Source organism: Pedobacter sp. W3I1 (assembly GCF_030816015.1).
GTDB lineage: Bacteria > Bacteroidota > Bacteroidia > Sphingobacteriales > Sphingobacteriaceae > Pedobacter.
Map to the genome: position 1 here is coordinate 887,833 of NZ_JAUSXN010000001.1, position 19,021 is coordinate 906,853.

The 19,021-nt window shown below is 37.9% G+C and carries 16 protein-coding genes and 1 pseudogene; 16 read left to right on the forward strand and 1 reads right to left on the reverse strand.

The window, feature by feature from the left end; all coding sequences use genetic code 11:
• Positions 1–149 precede the first annotated feature (149 nt).
• The 4 genes from QF042_RS03875 to QF042_RS03890 are packed head-to-tail and all read left to right on the forward strand — an operon-like array spanning position 150 to position 6,574.
• Positions 150–3,329, forward strand: coding sequence for a SusC/RagA family TonB-linked outer membrane protein (locus QF042_RS03875; RefSeq protein ID WP_307525520.1), 3,180 nt, complete (start codon positions 150–152; stop codon positions 3,327–3,329).
• A gap of 12 nt (positions 3,330–3,341) precedes the next feature.
• Positions 3,342–4,859 (forward strand): RagB/SusD family nutrient uptake outer membrane protein, encoded by a 1,518-nt coding sequence (locus QF042_RS03880; RefSeq protein ID WP_307525522.1) that lies wholly within the window; start codon positions 3,342–3,344, stop codon positions 4,857–4,859.
• A gap of 27 nt (positions 4,860–4,886) precedes the next feature.
• Complete coding sequence (locus tag QF042_RS03885) at positions 4,887–5,573, forward strand: hypothetical protein (RefSeq protein WP_307525524.1); 687 nt, start codon at positions 4,887–4,889, stop codon at positions 5,571–5,573.
• Between the two features lie 17 nt (positions 5,574–5,590).
• Positions 5,591–6,574 carry a DUF5007 domain-containing protein gene (locus QF042_RS03890; RefSeq protein WP_307525526.1) on the forward strand — a complete coding sequence of 328 codons (984 nt, stop codon included), beginning with the start codon at positions 5,591–5,593 and terminating at the stop codon, positions 6,572–6,574.
• A gap of 114 nt (positions 6,575–6,688) precedes the next feature.
• Here the strand turns inward: QF042_RS03890 and QF042_RS03895 are convergent, their stop codons facing one another.
• Positions 6,689–7,390, reverse strand: a complete 702-nt coding sequence (locus QF042_RS03895) for a DUF4397 domain-containing protein (RefSeq protein WP_307525529.1) — start codon at positions 7,388–7,390, stop codon at positions 6,689–6,691.
• Positions 7,391–7,971: 581 nt separating this feature from the next.
• Between QF042_RS03895 and QF042_RS03900 the strand changes: the two genes are divergently transcribed.
• The 12 genes and pseudogenes from QF042_RS03900 to argH all read left to right on the forward strand — a co-directional run bounded on the left by QF042_RS03900 (position 7,972) and on the right by argH (position 19,019).
• The gene (locus QF042_RS03900) at positions 7,972–8,670 is read left to right on the forward strand and encodes a GNAT family N-acetyltransferase (protein ID WP_307525531.1); all 699 of its coding nucleotides are present in this window, start codon (positions 7,972–7,974) and stop codon (positions 8,668–8,670) included.
• Position 8,671: 1 nt separating this feature from the next.
• Complete coding sequence (argG, locus tag QF042_RS03905; RefSeq protein WP_307525533.1) at positions 8,672–9,859, forward strand: argininosuccinate synthase; 1,188 nt, start codon at positions 8,672–8,674, stop codon at positions 9,857–9,859.
• Between the two features lie 90 nt (positions 9,860–9,949).
• Positions 9,950–10,971: pseudogene (gene argC, locus QF042_RS03910) on the forward strand (N-acetyl-gamma-glutamyl-phosphate reductase).
• Positions 10,972–11,012: 41 nt separating this feature from the next.
• Complete coding sequence (locus tag QF042_RS03915; RefSeq protein WP_183767535.1) at positions 11,013–11,384, forward strand: four helix bundle protein; 372 nt, start codon at positions 11,013–11,015, stop codon at positions 11,382–11,384.
• Between the two features lie 31 nt (positions 11,385–11,415).
• Positions 11,416–12,546: an aspartate aminotransferase family protein gene (locus QF042_RS03920; protein ID WP_307525537.1), complete on the forward strand. Its 1,131-nt coding sequence runs from the start codon at positions 11,416–11,418 to the stop codon at positions 12,544–12,546.
• A gap of 179 nt (positions 12,547–12,725) precedes the next feature.
• Positions 12,726–13,700: an acetylornithine carbamoyltransferase gene (locus QF042_RS03925; RefSeq protein ID WP_307525541.1), complete on the forward strand. Its 975-nt coding sequence runs from the start codon at positions 12,726–12,728 to the stop codon at positions 13,698–13,700.
• A gap of 112 nt (positions 13,701–13,812) precedes the next feature.
• A complete protein-coding gene (gene argB / locus QF042_RS03930) occupies positions 13,813–14,643 on the forward strand; it encodes an acetylglutamate kinase (RefSeq protein WP_307525543.1) in 831 nt (276 codons plus the stop codon).
• Positions 14,644–14,950: 307 nt separating this feature from the next.
• Complete coding sequence (proC, locus tag QF042_RS03935) at positions 14,951–15,763, forward strand: pyrroline-5-carboxylate reductase (protein ID WP_307525545.1); 813 nt, start codon at positions 14,951–14,953, stop codon at positions 15,761–15,763.
• A 119-nt stretch (positions 15,764–15,882) separates the two neighbouring features.
• Positions 15,883–16,950, forward strand: a complete 1,068-nt coding sequence (locus QF042_RS03940) for a M20 family metallo-hydrolase (protein WP_307525547.1) — start codon at positions 15,883–15,885, stop codon at positions 16,948–16,950.
• A 61-nt stretch (positions 16,951–17,011) separates the two neighbouring features.
• Positions 17,012–17,233 carry a DUF433 domain-containing protein gene (locus QF042_RS03945; protein WP_116248819.1) on the forward strand — a complete coding sequence of 74 codons (222 nt, stop codon included), beginning with the start codon at positions 17,012–17,014 and terminating at the stop codon, positions 17,231–17,233.
• The gene (locus tag QF042_RS03950; RefSeq protein WP_307525549.1) at positions 17,233–17,565 is read left to right on the forward strand and encodes a DUF5615 family PIN-like protein; all 333 of its coding nucleotides are present in this window, start codon (positions 17,233–17,235) and stop codon (positions 17,563–17,565) included. The genes QF042_RS03945 and QF042_RS03950 overlap by 1 nt, the downstream gene beginning before the upstream one ends.
• Positions 17,566–17,687: 122 nt before the next feature.
• Positions 17,688–19,019, forward strand: a complete 1,332-nt coding sequence (gene argH, locus QF042_RS03955) for an argininosuccinate lyase (RefSeq protein ID WP_307525551.1) — start codon at positions 17,688–17,690, stop codon at positions 19,017–19,019.
• Positions 19,020–19,021 lie beyond the last annotated feature (2 nt).

The window sequence follows — 19,021 nt, forward strand, 5'->3', positions numbered from 1 at the left end:
AAAGTGAGATGTTAAAGAATTAAATGTTAAATAATGTTAAATTTTTAGGTTAAAATATGGTTTCATTTTGCTAAAAAGTAATTAAATGGCAATGAAAAATGTTGATACTTTTAGTTTGTAATCAAACCAAACCAACTAACTAATCATCAATGGAAAAAACTTCTACAAGACATTGCTATGTGAAATTTTTGATGGCAACATTCTTTTATTTACTCATTCCCTGGCTCGCTTTTGCGCAGAAAACAATTAAAGGAACTGTTTTAGATCAAACCAACAAACCCATACCAGGGGTTTCTATTATCGAAAAAGGTACCAAGAATGGCACCGCTACAAACGCCGATGGAAAATTCGCCTTAACAGTTCAAAACGACGGTGCAATTATTACCGCTAGAATAGTAGGTTATCGTTGGGCAGAGAAAGCGGTTTCGGCAAGTGGTACATTAAACTTTTCTTTGGAAGAGGATAATAATACGCTGAATGAAGTGGTTACTATCGGTTATCAAAAAATTACCAGAAAGAAAACTACAGCTGCAATATCCAGTATTTCAGGTAAAGAACTGGCTAACTTACCTGCGGCAAGTTTTGATCAGTTGTTGCAAGGTCGTTTATCCGGTGTAAATGTTCAAAACTTTACTGGTCAGCCAGGTGTGGCGCCTACAGTATCCGTAAGGGGTAACTCTACAGGTAGTACAGGTTATGATCAATTTAATGTAGTGAGATCACCGCTTTATGTGGTAGATGGAGTTCCTCAATCATCTGATGATTATGTTCCACCAGGAACCGGTACAGGAACCAATTACATGGCCGGACTTAATCCGAATGACATTGAATCTATAGACGTATTAAAAGATGCCTCGGCAGCAGCCATCTATGGATCTCGTGCAGCAAATGGTGTAATTTTAATTACCACAAAAAAAGGTACAGGTGGCGATACAAGAGTGAGCTTTAACTCTTATTACGGCATGGTGGAGCGTCCTAACTTAAGGCAGGCTACCATGGGTATTACAGAGCGTAGGCAAAAAATGGAAGTGCTTCAAAGACAGCTTAATTATGATCAGCGTGTGCAGCTACCTTATATACTTACAGATAGTTTAAATCCAGCTTTTAACGGTCATACTGATTGGCAGGATTTATTTTATCAGACGGGTAAAATCAATGATAATAACCTGAGTATAAGCGGCGGTACCGATAATGGAACAACCTTTCGTTTCAGTGGAGGCTATTATGATGAAGATGGTATTGTAAAAGGAACAGGTTTTAAACGTTATACAACACGCTTAAACCTTACCTCAAGGGCAATGAATAAAAAATTGATGATTAACCCTATATTTTATTATTCAAGCGCCAGCAGAGGCAGGGGTAATGAAGATCCAAATGATCCATCTAAGCCTACTAAAGTCGGTTCCGGGAATTTACCTTCCTCATTGTTTAGTGTTTCTCCCGAAAAACTGGATTATTTCGTAAGTAAGGATGGCGAAAACTTAAACAGAAATGTGTCGAACCAATTTGGAGCTAACCTCAACCTGGCTTATGAATTTAATAAACACTTTACGTTAAATTCCCAGACTTCCTATACCAATGACAATACCCGTAGGGATGTAAGTATGAGCAGTTTGCTAAATAATGGTTTTGGCAACAGCTCTTCCAGTTTCTCTTCCAGTGCTTTTGGCTTAAGAACATCGAACTACCTGGCTTATAATGGTTCCATTAAAAAACACTCTATTAGTGCGGTAGCGGGTCAGGATATAGAGTATAGTTTATTCCAATCTACCCAGGCATCGGGTTATGGAGGCGCATCAGATAATATCCAAACCGTTACTGGTTTTAAGCAGCAGAATATCTCTGTCTATTCAAATTACATTGCACATGGACTGATAGCTTATTATGGCCGTTTTAATTATGATTATGATGGCAAATATCTTTTATCCGGTACGATTAGAACGGACGGTTCATCTGGTTTTGGAGAAAATAATAAATATGGGGTATTCCCTTCCATTTCAGCAGGATGGCTTCTTTCAGAAGAAAATTTTATGAAGAACATATCCAATAACCCTTTTACACTGATTAAAATAAGAGGAAGTTATGGCGTAACAGGAAATGAAGATAAAAGAAATGCTTATGTGCAATATAATACTTACCAGGTTAACAATGGTCTTTTTAGTGGGAATAATGGCGCAACCTCATATAACGGTGTAACCGCAATTACACCAAACTTTAGAAATGGTGTGGCTCAAAAGGATTTAAGCTGGGAAAAATCGATACAATGGAATATCGGTACCGATATGGAAATTGATAACGGTAGATATGCCATTTCGTTCGATGTGTATAATAAAGAAGTCAAACAAAAACTTTTTAATGTTGATTTGCCGGTTACATCAGGCTATGACAATGCTTTCACCAATGCATTTGCGGTTCGTAATGCAGGTTTGGAGTTGACTTTAACTGCAAATCCTTTCCGCAAGGAATTTAAGTGGAATAGCTCTTTTAATATCTCTTATAATAAAAATCAGATCATGAGTTTGCCGAATGGTGGCCGTGATATTATTTTGAGTGGAGATCGTTTTGATAAAAACCACGTGCTTTCTGTAGGTAGTCCACTAAATGCTTTCTATTTATACCGCACAAAAGGCGTATTTTCTACTTCAGCCGATATTCCTCAAAATCCGTACACCGGAGAAAGATATCGAAACAGTAATGGAACATTTAGTGCAGGTGATTTTTATCTGGCAGATTTGGATGGAGATTATTTTATAGATGTTTTTAATGATGGTATCAATCCGGATAAAGCTCCAATTGGCGATCCTAACCCACGTTTTACCGGTGGTTGGACCAATAACTTTTCTTACAAAAATTTCTCTTTGGGGATTTTTGTAACATTCACTCTTAAACGTGACGTACTAAATCTATTTGATTCAGATCGTTTTACGAACGCAACTGATGCTAATGCAGTATATAATTTTGCCAGTGTCTCTTCACCAGATCTAAGTCGCCTGAACATCTGGAGAAACCCTGGAGATCAGGCTGAGTATGCAAAACTCGATTTGGGATCCTATCGATATTATTATACGGCTGCACAATCCTTTTTCCTCGAAAAGGGTGGTTATGCAAGGATCAGAAGTATCAATCTTGGTTATGATTTCAGCCCTAAAATCGTAAGAAAATTAGGCTTAAGTCAGCTGAAATTATACGCTATTGCTGATAACGTATATATGTTCCAGCAATCAAAAAAATTACCAGATGCAGAAGCTGTTAGCGGATATGGGGAGTATAATGGAACCGGGTATCCTATTCCAAGAAAATATACTTTAGGTGTACAAGTTCAATTTTAATATCGTCAATAAATGAAAAATATAATCACAAAAATCGGTGTACTTATCGCAATGGCTACAGCGGTTACCGTAAGTTCCTGTAAAAAATTATTATATGAGGAACCTAAGGACGCACCTTACGAACAAACATTCTGGCAGTCATCAAGGGATGTGAGAAGTGCCATCGCCGGTAATTATGCCATGATGCGTAGTGCGATTACCTACAAAAACAATCGTTATTTTATGTATGGTGATGCGATTGCCAAAAACTATTTTACGATCCAATATTCTGGAGATGGTTTAGAAGGAATTCAGGGTGGAGATTTTACCTTTCAATACAATCTTAATACGCTGGCAAATTATACTTTATATTATAAAAGTATTGCCATGTCTAATCTGATTTTGAAAAAAGTTAATGCCATGAGCGATGCGCAATTGTCTGCTGAAGACGATCCTGCACAATTCCGGAATTCAGCGATTGGCCAGGCATATTTCCTTCGTGCATTAAGTTACTTTATGATGGTAAGGGTATGGGGTGATGTACCGTTGGTTACAGAGTCTTACGAAGATCCGATCAATGCGCCACAATTGCCAAGAAGTTCAAAATCAGAGGTTATGAAATTGATTGAAAATGATTGTCACAAAGCCATTAATCTATTAAGCTGGAATTATGCCAATACCGGAGACGCAAAGGTTACTGCAAATAAAGGTTCAGTGTATGCCCTTTTAGCGCATTTGTATCTTTGGAGAGCAACCATGTCTGACGTTTCAGTTGATGCGCCTAATTTGACTGATGTGAACAATGCCGATACGACCATAAATACATTAATTAGCAAAGGAGGCTATGCTTTAACAGATACCGCTAATTATAAAAATACTTTTATTGGTCGTTCTTCCGAAGGGATATTCGAAATTAACATCAGCGAGAATACATTGGAAGGTTCTAATAGTTCCATAGGTTCTTATTTTTTAAATGAGAATTATATTAAAGGTTATGGAAACAATCCACGTTTTTATACCACGCCTCTGTATCTTAATAATCATTTCGAAACAACCACTGATATCCGTTATAAAAAGGGCTTTGACCTTGCTAACCCAGATAAACCAATGAGTATAAAGTACAGTAATGTAACGTACAGAAATCCTGGGCAAAAATTAGACCCTTATCTAAGCAATAACATTATCATTTTCAGACTGGGCGATATGAAACTACTTAAGGCGGAAATTGCACTTTATAAGAAGGATGCAGCAACAGCTATTGGTATTATCAATGATTTCAGAAAAAGAAATGACCCAAATCCGGTATTAATTCCTGCTGGAAGCTCCGTAGATCAGGTAATGGATGAATATGCTTATGAGCGTGGTAAAGAAATGTATCTGGAAGGACATTTATTCTATGATTTGCTTAGGACTAGAAGATACGGTCTTATCGTAGATTGGCTTACAGAAAGCAGGTTTAGAAGAGAAGGTTTTTATTGGCCTGTAGACCCTGCATTGTTTAGAAACAATCCGTTATTGAAACAAACACCATATTGGTTGGGTAAAGTATAAGTTGTTTTTATTAAGAGATTAAAAAATATGAAAAATAATATATTAGTATATCTTTCATTAATATTACTGGCGCTAACGGCTTGTAAAAAAAATGATTATAAAAGGGATGGCGGCCCAAGTGACCCCAATGTAAACTTAAGTACTTACGATTACTTAAAGTCTAACCGCAATTTCGATTCCTTAGTGAAAGTGATAGACAGGGCAGGTTTAAAAGATGCGGTAAATGGCAATGTAACCCTTTTTGCAACTACAAATTATGGCATAGCTGCGTATGTGAAAGCCAAAAAATATCAGAAATCTATCCAGCTTGGAACAGAAAACTTTGACTTCGGTATCAAAGATATTCCGGCACAGGAATTAAATGATTCATTAAAGACCTATTTATTTGCGGGCAAGATCAACAGAGACCAGATGACCGTTAGCGGTAAGCTTTATAATAGTTTACTGGGTTCTATTCCAAATGTTCAATATTTGATCAAATTGAGACGTTCTTATGAATATACACAGTATGTTAATTATGTGGATTATGTAACCTATACCAAAGTAATCGGAACCCGCGACGATCAGGAGGCTGATCAGAGTGCTATTCCCGACTCGCAAAAAGATAAGGCTGTGGATTGCCAAACGTCAGGAATCATTACCATAAATGGTATTGTTCATGTATTAAATGGAAACCACAGGTTATTTTTTAATGCACAGTCTTCGGGCAATTAATTTAATCGCAATTAATTATGAAAATGAAATATATTTTAGGCTTATTACTCTTGTTAGGCGTAGTAGCATGTAAAAAAATACAAAATGGCTTTCTAAGTGATACCATTCGATATAAAGACAATAATATTTATGCGAAAAGAGGCTTGCCTCTTTTTCAATCAGATAGAATTAATGCAGATGGTTCTACACCGCCTTTTACCTATAAATTACTCAATTTAAGAAAAGAAGATGGTTCTCCTGCACCGGCAGAGTTTTCGAAGGAATACGAAATTACTGTTTTTAAAACTGGTGCCAATTTTGATCCTGAAACAGATGTAACCCTGGAGTTGCTAAATAAAAAAAGGGAGGTAGTGAAAAAGAAGCCAATGGAGTTTAATGAGTTGAGCGGGCAGCTTACCTTTAACAAAGCATCTGGTTTCTTACCCTTGGGAAGATATGTATATGATGTAGAAATGACTAATGGTACTGGTACCAAGTTATTTCCTAAATTAGCAACAATTAATGTGGTAGATCCCACTATAGATGACCTGTTTGAGATTACTGATAATGTAGCTAACGGCTTTAATGATGTTACAGGTGTAGCAACGCCAATGAAAAACCCAATCATTACCTGTACAAAAATTTCATCTGTAGGTGCAAGAGCTATACTGAAAATGGTGGATAAAAATGGAAATGTCTTTAATCCTAAAGCAAAAGAAATTATAGCCAGGGGAGATAGGCCAATTTTTGAAAACTATGCTAAATTCAACCCGGTTATTCAAACGGATACCGCTATGATCTGCGATTTTGAGGTAGCACCGTTTCCTCTAACAAAATATGTTACACCAACTACCGATTGGGGCTTTTTGATGTATTACAGGATACCAAGTACTTTTATAAAGTCAATAGATGGCTTTCCATCATCACCAGGTTTCTCTGTAAACCCAAGGTGGTCTTGGAGACTCAAATTAGAAGGTACTTATATAATACAGGTGAAATTTACTGATGTGATCAAAAAATAAAAGAGAATAGCTCTCTTTACTGGAAAATAATTTCCTTTTTAATGCCACAGAAAAACGGCAATTTTCAACATGAAAATTGCCGTTTTTTATGAAAGGCTAACACAAAGCCTCTTTTTATTTGATCAATATAACCTGTAAACTTAAAGGACGTTCAGTTTCATTTGCAGGTGTTACCAAACCACCACAAATAATGTCATAATGATAGCCCGCTGTAAAACTGGTGCTGGCGGAAGTGGCTTTAACTGTTCCTGATGAAGTTTCTTTTGCATCCAATGTATAAGTTCCTGCATCTACAGCAATAAAACCACTCGCACTTTTATAGGCTTTATTGGTAGCCAGCGTGGTAGTTGCGCTCGTTTTGGCCAGGTCTAAAGCTGGTGCATCAGGCGATAAATTGATAAAACGGATATAAGCTTTATCAGTTGATGGAATAGAAAGATCATCATTAATCGTATAAACATCTAGCGCAGCCGGTTTATTAATTAAGTAAGAAGAGTAATAGGTGCTTGCATTTAAAGTAACGGTTTTGGTTAACAAACTCTCTGCGCTACTGGCCGTTGTAAATTTTAAACTGTAAGCGCCTGCGGTAGAAGAAAGATAAGCAGCAGAGCCACCAAAAGGTAAAGCTGCTGAATTAACCATGCTCCCATTAAAGTAAGCATTATAGGTAGCCATAGAAGGTGATGCATTGATTACCCTTAAATAAGATATGGTAGGATCGGCAGTTTCGGTTTTTTTACATGACGTTAATGCTGTAAAAGCAATTAGAACAAATAAAGTGATCGATTTGAAATGAAATGGTGTAAAATTCTTCATACGGTTAAAATTTGATTTAATATTTAAGGAATATCCATAAAACGATAGTCGGATAACATTCGCTACAGACATACAAATATTGGATTTAAGCGGTATTACCGGATGTTAAATGATGTTAAGCAGATGTTAAAGTTTGTTGTCTTTTTTTAACAATGGTAAATTGACAGCATCATTCACTGTCAGAAGCAATTGCGTAAGGGAAATTCCTGGAAGGTTCAAAGTACTGCAGAGGCCTGTTAAGTCAGATTAGTTCAATAAAACTAAAAGCTTAACATAAAAAAATGACGATAATATTGTGTAACTCGATTTTTATTTAAACCTTTGCACCTCAATAGAGTTAAAGCCGTTTTAATACGCAAGAAATGATTAAACAGATTTTACATAAACTTTCAATTTCCTCAGCACAAATGGTGTCTGGGAAGGGTTTGTTTATTAATCATTTTCAGCCCGTATTTTATTATCCCACAAGCCGGCAAAATTTCACTCCACGTATTTAGTACCCGCACTAAACGTAATGAGGAATTGATCCTCTCTAAAAACCCAATTAACAAGAATACTTATAATTTTTCGTTAGAAAACGAATGGATATTAACGAATTTATAGTGCAGGTTGCACTTCCTGAACATCGTGTATTTGCTGAGGAAATAGTGACAGAAATGGCAGAATCGGCAAAAGCTCGTGGAACAGGCATTGCTAAGCGTTCGCCAGAATATATTTCTAATAAAATGCTAGAGGGCAAATCGGTTATTGCTTTCCACAAAGATGGTTCCTGGGCAGGATTTTGCTATATAGAAACCTGGAGCCACGGACAGTTTGTGGCCAATAGTGGTTTGGTAGTAAGCCCTAAATACCGTAAAGCGGGATTAGCAAAAGCCATTAAAAATGAAATTTTCGGTTTATCGAGAAGGTTGTACCCAAAGGCAAAAATATTTGGTTTAACAACTGGCTTGGCCGTAATGAAAATTAATTCAGATTTAGGTTACGAGCCGGTAACCTACAGCGAGCTTACCCAGGATGAAGAGTTTTGGAAAGGATGCCAAAGCTGCGTAAACTTCGAGATTTTAAAAATGAAGGAACGTAAAAACTGTATGTGTACAGCTATGCTTTACGATCCGGCTGAAAAAAAACACGAAGTAGCCAAGCAATTTGCCGAAGAACTGCAAAAGAAACCCAAATTATACGAGCGTTTTATGCGCATTAAACAGCGCTTAGTTGTTAAACCTAAGCCAAAAAATGGCTTAAAAGCCCTTTTATTTTTATTTACCTTTTTATTTAAATAGCATGAAAAAAGTTGTTTTAGCATTTAGCGGAGGCTTAGATACCTCATTTTGTTGTATTTACCTAGCACAAGATCGTGGATTAGAAGTTCACTCAGTAATTGTAAATACTGGTGGTTTTTCTGATGAAGAATTACAGGAAATTGAGAAAAGAGCATATGCTTTGGGCGTAAAATCGCATGCTGTTGTAGATGAAACTGAAAGTTACTATGAAGGATGCATTAAGTACCTGGTTTTTGGTAACGTATTAAAAAATGCTACTTATCCATTATCGGTAAGTGCAGAGCGCGTGAGTCAGGCAACTGCTATTGCTAACTATGTGAAAAAAATTGGTGCAGATTATGTAGCTCATGGAAGTACCGGTGCAGGTAACGATCAGGTTCGTTTCGACATGATTTTTAACATTCTGATTCCAGGTGTTGAAATCATTACCCCAATCAGAGATTTAAAATTATCCCGCGAGGCGGAAATAGAATATTTAGCAGCACATGGAGTAGAATACAGTGCAGAAAAGGCAAGATATTCAATCAACAAAGGTTTATGGGGAACTTCGGTAGGAGGAAAGGAAACTTTAACTTCAAACGAAACTTTACCAGAAAGTGCCTGGCCAACCCAGGTTTCAGAAACAGAGCCGCGTAAAGTTGAATTAACTTTCGAAAAAGGTGAACTGATAGCCATTGACGGTGAAAAATTAGCACCTGTTAAAGCAATACAGAAACTACAGGCCCTTGCTCAGCCTTTTGGGATTGGGAGAGATATCCACGTTGGTGATACCATCATTGGTATTAAAGGCCGTGTGGGTTTTGAGGCTGCTGGCCCCATTATCATTATCAAAGCACACCATACTTTAGAAAAACACACCTTAACCAAGTGGCAGTTAAGCTGGAAAGAACAACTATCATCTTTTTATGGTAACTGGTTGCACGAAGGTCAGTTCCACGATCCGATTATGCGGAATATTGAGGCTTTTTTAACTGATACACAGAAATTTGTGAGTGGTAAAGTTTTTGTAGAATTATTGCCATACCGTTTCCAGATTATCGGAATTGAATCTAACCATGATTTAATGAGCAATAAATTTGGCAGCTATGGCGAAATGAACAATGCCTGGAGTGGAGAAGATGTTAAAGGTTTCTCTAAAATATTTGGTAACCAGGTAATGATCTGGCATAAAGTAAATAACGAGGCATAGCCTCGGAGGTTTGAGGTATAAGGTTGAAGGCGTAAGGTTAAAGCGCCCAAACCTTAAGCCTTAAACCCCAAACCTTAAACCTTTTTAAATATGAAAATTAAAGCAGGAATAATTGGTGGCGCGGGTTATACAGGTGGCGAAATGCTACGTATTTTGGTTAACCACCCTAATGTTGAAATTGCTTTCGTAAATAGCACAAGTAACGCCGGAAACTTAATTTCCGATGTACATACTGATTTAATCGGTGATACGGATTTACGTTTTACTGATAGTGTAGATTTTGATACACTTTTTGAAGTCTCCCCCAGCAGGGGGAGATTTAGAGGGGGCTGTGTTGTTTTTATGTGTTGGCCATGGCGATGCCAAAAAGTTTTTAGCTGCCAACCCAATTAATGATACCATTAAAATTATCGATCTGTCTCAGGATTTCAGGTTGCATGCCAATGCCAGCTTTTCGACCAAAGACTTTGTTTATGGCCTTCCTGAATTAAACCGAGATAAAATTAAATCAGCGAAAAATATTGCTAATCCAGGCTGTTTTGCAACTTGTATCCAACTAGGTCTGTTGCCATTGGCCGCTAAGGGGTTGATTCAAAATGAGGTTCACATCAATGCAACTACCGGCTCTACCGGCGCAGGACAGGGTTTGTCTACCACTTCGCACTTCAGCTGGAGAAATAATAATCTTTCAGTATATAAGGCATTTGAGCACCAACATTTGAATGAGATTAGCGAGAGTTTGTTGCAGTTGCAACCATCACTTTCTGAAGCTTTAAATTTTATTCCTCAGCGTGGTGCATTTACCCAGAGGTATTTTAGCTGCCATGTACCTGGAAAGTGATTTGAGTTTAGAAGAGGCACAAAACATTTACGAAGCATATTACAGTGCTCATCCTTTTACGCATGTAAGCCGGAAAAATATCGATTTAAAACAGGTTGTAAATACCAATAAGGCTTTGGTTCATATAGAAAAACATGATGGTAAATTATTTATCATCAGCATTGTTGATAACCTGTTAAAAGGTGCCAGCGGACAAGCGGTTCAGAATATGAATTTAATGTTCGGTTTAGATGAAACAGCGGGACTTAAGTTAAAGGCCGCCAATTTTTAATTAAGGTAAAGGGTGTAAGGTTTAAGGCGTAAGGTACAGGTATGAGAGATTATAAAAAACTTGACGTTTGGAAGAAAGCACATGAGTTGAATATGTTCATTAAGAAAAATATTGCGACACAATTTCCAAAAGAAGAGCGATTTGAATTAACCTCACAACTTACCAGGGCTTCTTTATCTATTCCCTTGAATATTGTTGAAGGATGTGGAAGATTTACAGATAAAGATTTTGCACATTTTCTTGATAATGCTTTAGGTTCTGCCAATGAGATTGACTATTGTTGCTTATGTGCTTCTGAATTAAAGTATATAAGTGAAGATGATTATCTAAAGGTAAACCAATCAATTAACGAAGTTAGGGCTATGCTAATTTCATTTTTAAAATTTTTGAGAAGTGGAGGGAAAAAACCTTAAGCCCTACACCTCAAACCTTATACCTCAAAATATGAACTTATTCGACGTTTACCCACTTAACGATATAGAAATAACGAAAGCAGCAGGCAGCAATGTTTGGGATGCTAACGAACAACAATATTTAGATTTATATGGCGGTCATGCTGTGATTTCAATTGGGCACACCAATCCGCATTATGTAAATCGCTTGACAGATCAATTAAATAAAGTTGGTTTTTATTCAAATTCAGTAAAAATTCCGTTGCAGGTTCAGCTTGCAGAATTATTGGGAACTGTTTCTGGTAAAAAAGACTTTCAACTATTCTTGTGTAATTCTGGAGCCGAGGCAAATGAGAATGCTTTAAAACTGGCTTCATTTTACAATGGAAGAAAAAAAGTAATTGCTTTCACAGGTGCTTTTCACGGACGTACATCTTTAGCCGTTGCCATAACCGATAACCCTAAAATTGTAGCACCGGTTAATCAGACCGAAAATGTAATCTTTTTGCCTTTTAATAATGAGATAGCTTTAGAAGAAACTTTTAAAGCACAGGGCAATGAAATTTCGGCTGTTATTATTGAAGGCATTCAAGGTGTTGGCGGGATTAAAGAAGCCTCGAAAAGTTTCTTGCAGAAAATCCGTTCATTATGTGATGAATATAATGCGGTTTACATTGCCGATAGTGTACAATGCGGTTATGGACGAACAGGATCGTTTTACGCTCACGATTACGCTGGTGTTGAAGCAGATGTGTATAGCATGGCAAAAGGAATGGGTAATGGATTTCCGGTAGCGGGGATTTCTATCGCGCCAAAATTTAAACCTTGGCATGGAGAGTTGGGTACAACTTTTGGTGGTAACCATTTGGCCTGTGCTGCAGCATTAGCGGTTTTAGAAGTGATGCAACAAGAAAACCTAATGAAAAATGCCGAAGAAGTGGGAAGCTACTTAATTGCTGAATTGAAGAAATTTGAGCAGGTGATAGAAGTGCGTGGTCGTGGGTTAATGATCGGTATCGAGCTACCTGCAGAACTGGCGCATGTTAAAAAAGAATTATTGTTTACACACCATATTTTTACCGGCGAGGCAAAACCGAATGTGATCCGTTTATTACCAGCGCTAAATTTAACAAAAGCACATGCTGACGAGTTTTTGGCAGCTTTTAGTAAATTGGTAAAATAATTAAAAGACAGGAAGGTTGTAAGGTAGAAGGCTGAAATGTCTGGGTGCAAAGTCAAAATAACTGTAAATAAATAACATTAATCAAGCGGTTTTAATCGCATTTTATAAATTTTGAGTGTGAGAAGATTGGGAGGTAAACCCTCAGCCTTCTTACCCTCAACCTTTAACCTCATAAAAAGATGAACTTGTTCACTTCCGTACACGATGTTCCAAGCATCAAACAGTTTGTAAATGATGCGCTTGCATTAAAGGCAAATCCTTATGCGCACCAAGATTTAGGTAAGAACAAAACCTTAGGTTTGGTTTTTATGAATCCCAGTTTACGTACACGGTTAAGTACGCAAAAGGCCGCCTTAAACTTAGGCATGAATGTAATGGTAATGAACCTGGATAAAGAGGGATGGGCCTTAGAAACACAGGATGGTGTGGTGATGAATGGTTCGACTGTTGAGCACATTCGTGAAGCTGCTGCGGTAATGGGCCAATATTGCGATATTTTAGGCTTGCGTTCCTTTCCAAAACTGAATAACCGTGAGGAGGATTATAGCGAAGATTTCTTCAATAAATTTGTGAAATATTGTGCGGTACCTGTGGTGAGCTTAGAGAGTGCAACACGTCACCCTTTACAAAGCTTTGCCGATATTATTACCATTCACGAAACCTGGGCGAAGAAACCCGATGGCCGCAAACCCAAAGTAGTTTTGGCCTGGGCACCTCATGTTAAAGCATTGCCTCAGGCCGTACCGAATTCTTTTGCGGAGTGGATGTGCAAAGCTCAGTCAGAAGGTATGATCGATTTTACAATCGCTCATCCAGAAGGTTACGAGCTTTCGGATGATTTTACGCCTGATGCCGATATTCAGTATAATTTAGAAGAAGCTTTAGCCGGTGCTGATTATGTATATGTGAAGAACTGGAGTAGTTATAAAGAGTACGGAAAAGTGTTAACTTATCCCGATGGCTGGATGATGAATAATGAGAAATTAAAATTCACAAACGATGCTAAAGTAATGCATTGCTTGCCTGTGCGTCGCGATCTGGAACTATCATCAGAGATTTTAGATGGACCAAATTCATTGGTCATTCACGAAGCAGGAAATCGTTTATGGGCGGCACAAGCTGTAATTAAAGCGATGTTGGAAGAATTGAAATAATAACTGTTGCTCGAAACTTTAACCACAGATAAAAGGGATGAACACAGATGATGTCTGTTTTTCTAATCTGTGTTTATCTGTGCACATCTGTGGTTAATTATTAAAATAGACTATGAAACAACTCACGATCATAAAAATCGGTGGAAACGTAATCGATAACTCCGAAAACCTGCATCAGTTTTTGTTGGATTTTACGGCACTGCCTGGGGATAAGATCCTGGTGCACGGCGGCGGTAAAATTGCAACTGAACTTAGCGAATCGCTCGGCATTGAAGCCAAAATGGTTGAGGGCAGAAGAATTACCGATATCGAAACCCTGCGTATTGTAACAATGGTTTATGCCGGACTGATCAATAAAAATATGGTTGCCCAGTTACAGGCCAAAGGTAGTAATGCCATTGGTTTAAGTGGTGCTGATGGTAATGTGATCAAAGCAAAAAAAAGGCCGGTTAGTACCAAAACTTACGGTGCTGAAAGTGGACCAATGGCAGGAGCTGTAATTGATTATGGTTTTGTTGGTGATTTGGACGAAAATTCTGTGTCTTCGACAACATTAAATAGCCTATTGAAAGCTGGCTTAGTTCCGGTTTTATGTGCCATTACACATGATGGTGATACTCAGCTTCTAAATACCAATGCCGATACCATTGCCTCTTCTGTTGCAGTGGCCATGTCTGCTTTATACGAAACACGTTTGGTATACTGCTTTGAGAAAAAAGGTGTGCTTAAAGATGTGAACGATGATGATTCGGTGGTGAGAGAAATCAAAGCTGATGAATTTGAAGCTTTAAAAGCTGATGGAACTGTGCAAGGTGGAATGATCCCTAAATTGCACAATGCTTTTGAAGCAATTAAAAAAGGAGTGTCAGCAGTATATATCGGTAAAGCTGATGAACTTGCTGAGCTTGCTGAGGGAACTTTTGGAACAAAAATGCTGAAGTAAAGGCAGAGGATAGAAAGGTTGAAGGCGGAGGGTTTTAGGATTAGAAAGGAAAAGAAACCGATTAGTACTGGCTTTGGCATCTAAACCTGATAGAAATGGAAATACTTTTTATGCCCGAACGAAAAAGATTGCCGCATCGTTCCTCCTCGCAACGACGATAAATGGATGGAATGGCAGAAGTTAAAAAGATTGAAGTGGATAGCAGGACTGAACATCAATAGAATTACAGACATTGCTTTTCCAATAAAAATATAAATCAGTGTAATCAAATAATCTGTATAATCAACCGGCAAGAAAATTAAGAATCATGACAAAAAAAATAGCCATAATTGGTAGCGGAAATATCGGTTTGTCTTTAGCGAAAGGTTTGGTGAAAGCTAACTTTGCTCAAGCCGCCGACATTACGCTTACCCGTAGAAATACCGAGCACTTAAAATCTTTTGCCGAAGCAGGTTTTACAGTTAGCAATAACAATAAACAAGCCGTAGTTGATGCGGATGTTGTGATTTTGGCGGTTCTGCCTCAACAATTAAATACAGTTTTGGATGAAATCCAAACTTCAGTCGTTACGGCTAAACATTTGGTTATTTCGGTAATTTCGGGTGTGAGCTGTGCTGCGGTTAGAGAAAAATTGGGCAATCATGTTGAAGTGGTTCGTGTAATGCCAAATACGGCAATCGCCATTGGTCAGTCCATGACTTGCATAGCGAGCGATAATGCATCAGTAGAAAATATTGCAGATGTAACCAAGATGTTCGAAACGGTTGGTTCTGTTGTTAAGATTAATGAAGATTTAATGACTTCTGCAACGGCACTTTGCGCTTGCGGAATTGCTTTTTTTCTAAGGGCCATCAGGGCAGCATCGCAAGGTGGGGTAGAAATTGGCTTTCATGCGGATGAAGCTTTAAAAATGGCTGTTCAAACGGCAAAAGGAGCGGCCGACTTGCTTTTATTACACGGAACGCACCCAGAATCAGAAATAGATAAAGTAACTTCGCCGAAAGGTTGTACCATTGCGGGTTTAAATGAAATGGAACACAACGGTTTTAGCTCATCATTGATAAAAGGTATTAAACTTTCGGCTTTAAAAGCTGGGAATTTGTATACCAAAGAAGGTTAGGGGTGTAGGGTTTAAGGCCTTAATCATGAAACCTCAGAGAATAAGCTAAAAGCAAAATAAAGGGTAGAAAGTTTAAAGACGGGTTTAGTCTTGATACTTAATACTAATTACTTGATACTATGTTATTAGAAAATATACAAAAAGAAAGCCTGGATTTATTGAGACAGTTGATTCGTATCCAGTCTTTTAGTAAAGAAGAAGATCGGACTGCGAATTTAATCGCCCAGTTTTTGGAGGAGAGAGGGGTTAAAACTCAACGTAAAATGAACAACGTTTGGGCTTACAATAAACATTTCGATGCCACAAAACCAACATTGCTTTTAAATTCACATCACGATACGGTTAAGCCAAATTCTGGTTATACCCGCGATCCTTATGATGCGGCAATTGAGGGCGATAAGCTGTTTGGTTTGGGCAGTAACGATGCAGGCGGTTGTTTAGTTTCATTAATTGGTGCGTTTTTATACTACTACGAACAAGAAGGCTTAAAATATAACATTTGTTTGGCGGCGACAGCAGAGGAAGAAATTTCTGGAAATAATGGCTTAGAATTGGTTTTGCCAGATTTAGGAACACTTGAGTTTGGTATCGTTGGTGAACCCACAGAAATGAATTTAGCGATTGCTGAACGGGGGTTGTTGGTTTTAGATTGTGTATCGCATGGTAAAGCCGGGCATGCTGCGCGTGAAGAAGGGGAAAATGCCATTTATAAGGCTTTGAAAGATATTGAATGGTTTAGGAACTTCCAGTTCCCCAAAGTATCGGAGGTTTTCGGCCCTTTGAAAATGACGGTTACCATAATCAATGCAGGTTCGCAGCATAATGTTGTTCCTGCGAATTGTACTTTCACGGTTGATGTTCGTGTAACAGATGCCTACACCAATGAAGAAGTGTTAGATATTATCAGGGCAAATGTTGATTGCGATGTTACCCCACGGTCTATCCGTTTAAAACCATCGTCGATTGATAAAAACCATCCGGTTGTTCAGGCCGGAGTAGCACTTGGAAAAACTACTTATGGTTCGCCAACTACATCCGATCAGGCACTATTAGATATCCCATCGGTAAAATGTGGTCCGGGGTTTTCTGGTCGCTCGCACATGGCCGATGAATTTTTATATGTTAGAGAAGTAGCCGAGGGTGTTGAAGGATATGTTAATATGTTAAAACCGGTTATACGAGGATAAAAATAGAATTCTCCAAAAATGGGCAAATCAAAATTCTTATAATATTGTTTATCTTTACGTTATGAAAACTTATTCTAATTTCATAGAAATTGACGCTAACAAACGTTTTGGCAAGCCCTGCATAAAGGGAACCAGAATTGCTGTGTATGATGTTTTGGGATGGCTAGCAAATGGCATGACTATGCAAAGTATATTGACTGATTTTCCTGAAATTACTGAAGAAGAGATCTTATCCTGTCTTGCTTATTCAGCAGATAGAGAGCATAAAATAAGAGTAGCCTAGTGAAACTGCTATTTGACCAAAACATTTCCCATAGAATCATAAAACTTTTGGAGGCCGATTTCTCAGCTTGTGACCAAATACGAAGGTTAAAGCTAGAAAACAAAGCGGATAAGGAAATCTGGAATTTTGCTGGCCAAAATGGTTATGTTATTGTAACTTTCGACGCAGATTTCTACGAATTTTCAAATCTGTATGGCCATCCTCCTAAAATTATTTGGCTTAGGTTCGGAAATAATACAACCACCGGGATTGCAAAAACCTTAGTAGAAAAAAGAGAATTAATAAATGATTTCATAAATCAAGATGAGTTTTCTTGCTTGGAAATACAATAAAGCTTGTTTTATAATAAATATTTTGCGGAATCCGTGAAAATTTGACGCCCTTTGCGGTTAAATAAATTAGAATGAAACCTGCGTAGCAAGCCTCATTACCGTTGAAAAAATAAAGATTAATAATGAAAATCTGGCAAAAAAATATAGATGTAAATCAGTTTGTAGAGCACTTTACAGTTGGTAAAGACCGCGAACTGGATCTGCAGATGGCAAAATTTGATGTCTTGGGCTCTTTGGCACATACCCAAATGTTAGAAACCATTAATTTGCTCACAGCTGAAGAACTAAAAATGGTTCAGCAAGAATTGAAAAATATTTATGCTGAAATTGAAACTGGAAACTTCACCATCGAAGACAGCGTAGAAGATGTGCACTCGCAGGTTGAATGGTTACTTACGCAACGCATTGGCGAAGCAGGTAAAAAAATCCATAGTGGCCGTTCGCGTAACGATCAGGTTCTGGTTGATTTAAAACTGTTCTTTAGGGCCTGTATAGAAGATATGGTTGGCCAAACTTCAACACTATTTAACCAGTTAATTGAATTAAGCAATACACACAAAGATAAATTAGTTCCTGGTTATACGCATTTACAGATTGCCATGCCATCGTCTTTTGGACTATGGTTTGGTGCTTATGCGGAAAGCCTGGCAGATGATATGGAGCTGATGTTGGCTGCGTGGAAAATCTGCAATAAAAACCCTTTGGGCTCTGCAGCAGGTTATGGCTCTTCATTCCCGTTAAATAGAACCTTAACTACCGAGTTATTAGGCTTTGAAAGCTTAAACTATAATGTAGTTTATGCGCAGATGGGCAGAGGTAAAACAGAAAGAATTTTAGCACAGGCGATGAGTGCTGTTGCCGCAACTTTAGCTAAAATGGCGATGGATGTATGTTTGTTCATCAATCAGAATTTCGGATTCATTAGTTTTCCGGCAGAACTGACCACAGGTTCGAGTATTATGCCGCACAAGAAAAACCCTGACGTTTTTGAGTTGATCCGTTCGCGTTGCAATAAAATTCAGGCTTTACCGAACGAAATTGCCATGATGATTACCAATTTGCCATCAGGCTATCACCGTGATTTACAATTGCTAAAAGAAAATCTTTTCCCAGCGATTACTTCATTAAACGAATGTTTGGAGATCGCCACTTTTATGTTCCAGAACATCACGATAAAAGATGATATTTTGAAAGATAAAAAATACGACTACCTGTTTAGCGTTGAAGTGGTGAATGATCTGGCTTTGCAAGGTATTCCATTTAGAGAGGCTTATAAAATTGTTGGCGAACAGATAGAAAATGGTACTTTTGCACCTTCTGGCCAAATAAATCATACACATGAGGGGAGCATTGGCAACCTTTGTAACGAGCAGATTACTGCAGCAATGCACGATGTTTTATCTCAATTTGGTTTCAGAAAAGTGAATAAAGCTATAGAAGATTTAATTCGCTAATT

Excerpts from the sequence above, each read along its gene's own strand:
- QF042_RS03875 (WP_307525520.1), top strand. The coding sequence starts at position 150 with ATGGAAAAAACTTCTACAAGACATTGCTATGTGAAATTTTTGATGGCA.
- QF042_RS03880 (WP_307525522.1), top strand. The coding sequence starts at position 3,342 with ATGAAAAATATAATCACAAAAATCGGTGTACTTATCGCAATGGCTACA.
- QF042_RS03885 (WP_307525524.1), top strand. The coding sequence starts at position 4,887 with ATGAAAAATAATATATTAGTATATCTTTCATTAATATTACTGGCGCTA.
- QF042_RS03890 (WP_307525526.1), top strand. The coding sequence starts at position 5,591 with ATGAAAATGAAATATATTTTAGGCTTATTACTCTTGTTAGGCGTAGTA.
- QF042_RS03895 (WP_307525529.1), bottom strand. The coding sequence starts at position 7,390 with ATGAAGAATTTTACACCATTTCATTTCAAATCGATCACTTTATTTGTT.
- QF042_RS03900 (WP_307525531.1), top strand. The coding sequence starts at position 7,972 with ATGGATATTAACGAATTTATAGTGCAGGTTGCACTTCCTGAACATCGT.
- argG (WP_307525533.1), top strand. The coding sequence starts at position 8,672 with ATGAAAAAAGTTGTTTTAGCATTTAGCGGAGGCTTAGATACCTCATTT.
- QF042_RS03915 (WP_183767535.1), top strand. The coding sequence starts at position 11,013 with ATGAGAGATTATAAAAAACTTGACGTTTGGAAGAAAGCACATGAGTTG.
- QF042_RS03920 (WP_307525537.1), top strand. The coding sequence starts at position 11,416 with ATGAACTTATTCGACGTTTACCCACTTAACGATATAGAAATAACGAAA.
- QF042_RS03925 (WP_307525541.1), top strand. The coding sequence starts at position 12,726 with ATGAACTTGTTCACTTCCGTACACGATGTTCCAAGCATCAAACAGTTT.
- argB (WP_307525543.1), top strand. The coding sequence starts at position 13,813 with ATGAAACAACTCACGATCATAAAAATCGGTGGAAACGTAATCGATAAC.
- proC (WP_307525545.1), top strand. The coding sequence starts at position 14,951 with ATGACAAAAAAAATAGCCATAATTGGTAGCGGAAATATCGGTTTGTCT.
- QF042_RS03940 (WP_307525547.1), top strand. The coding sequence starts at position 15,883 with ATGTTATTAGAAAATATACAAAAAGAAAGCCTGGATTTATTGAGACAG.
- QF042_RS03945 (WP_116248819.1), top strand. The coding sequence starts at position 17,012 with ATGAAAACTTATTCTAATTTCATAGAAATTGACGCTAACAAACGTTTT.
- argH (WP_307525551.1), top strand. The coding sequence starts at position 17,688 with ATGAAAATCTGGCAAAAAAATATAGATGTAAATCAGTTTGTAGAGCAC.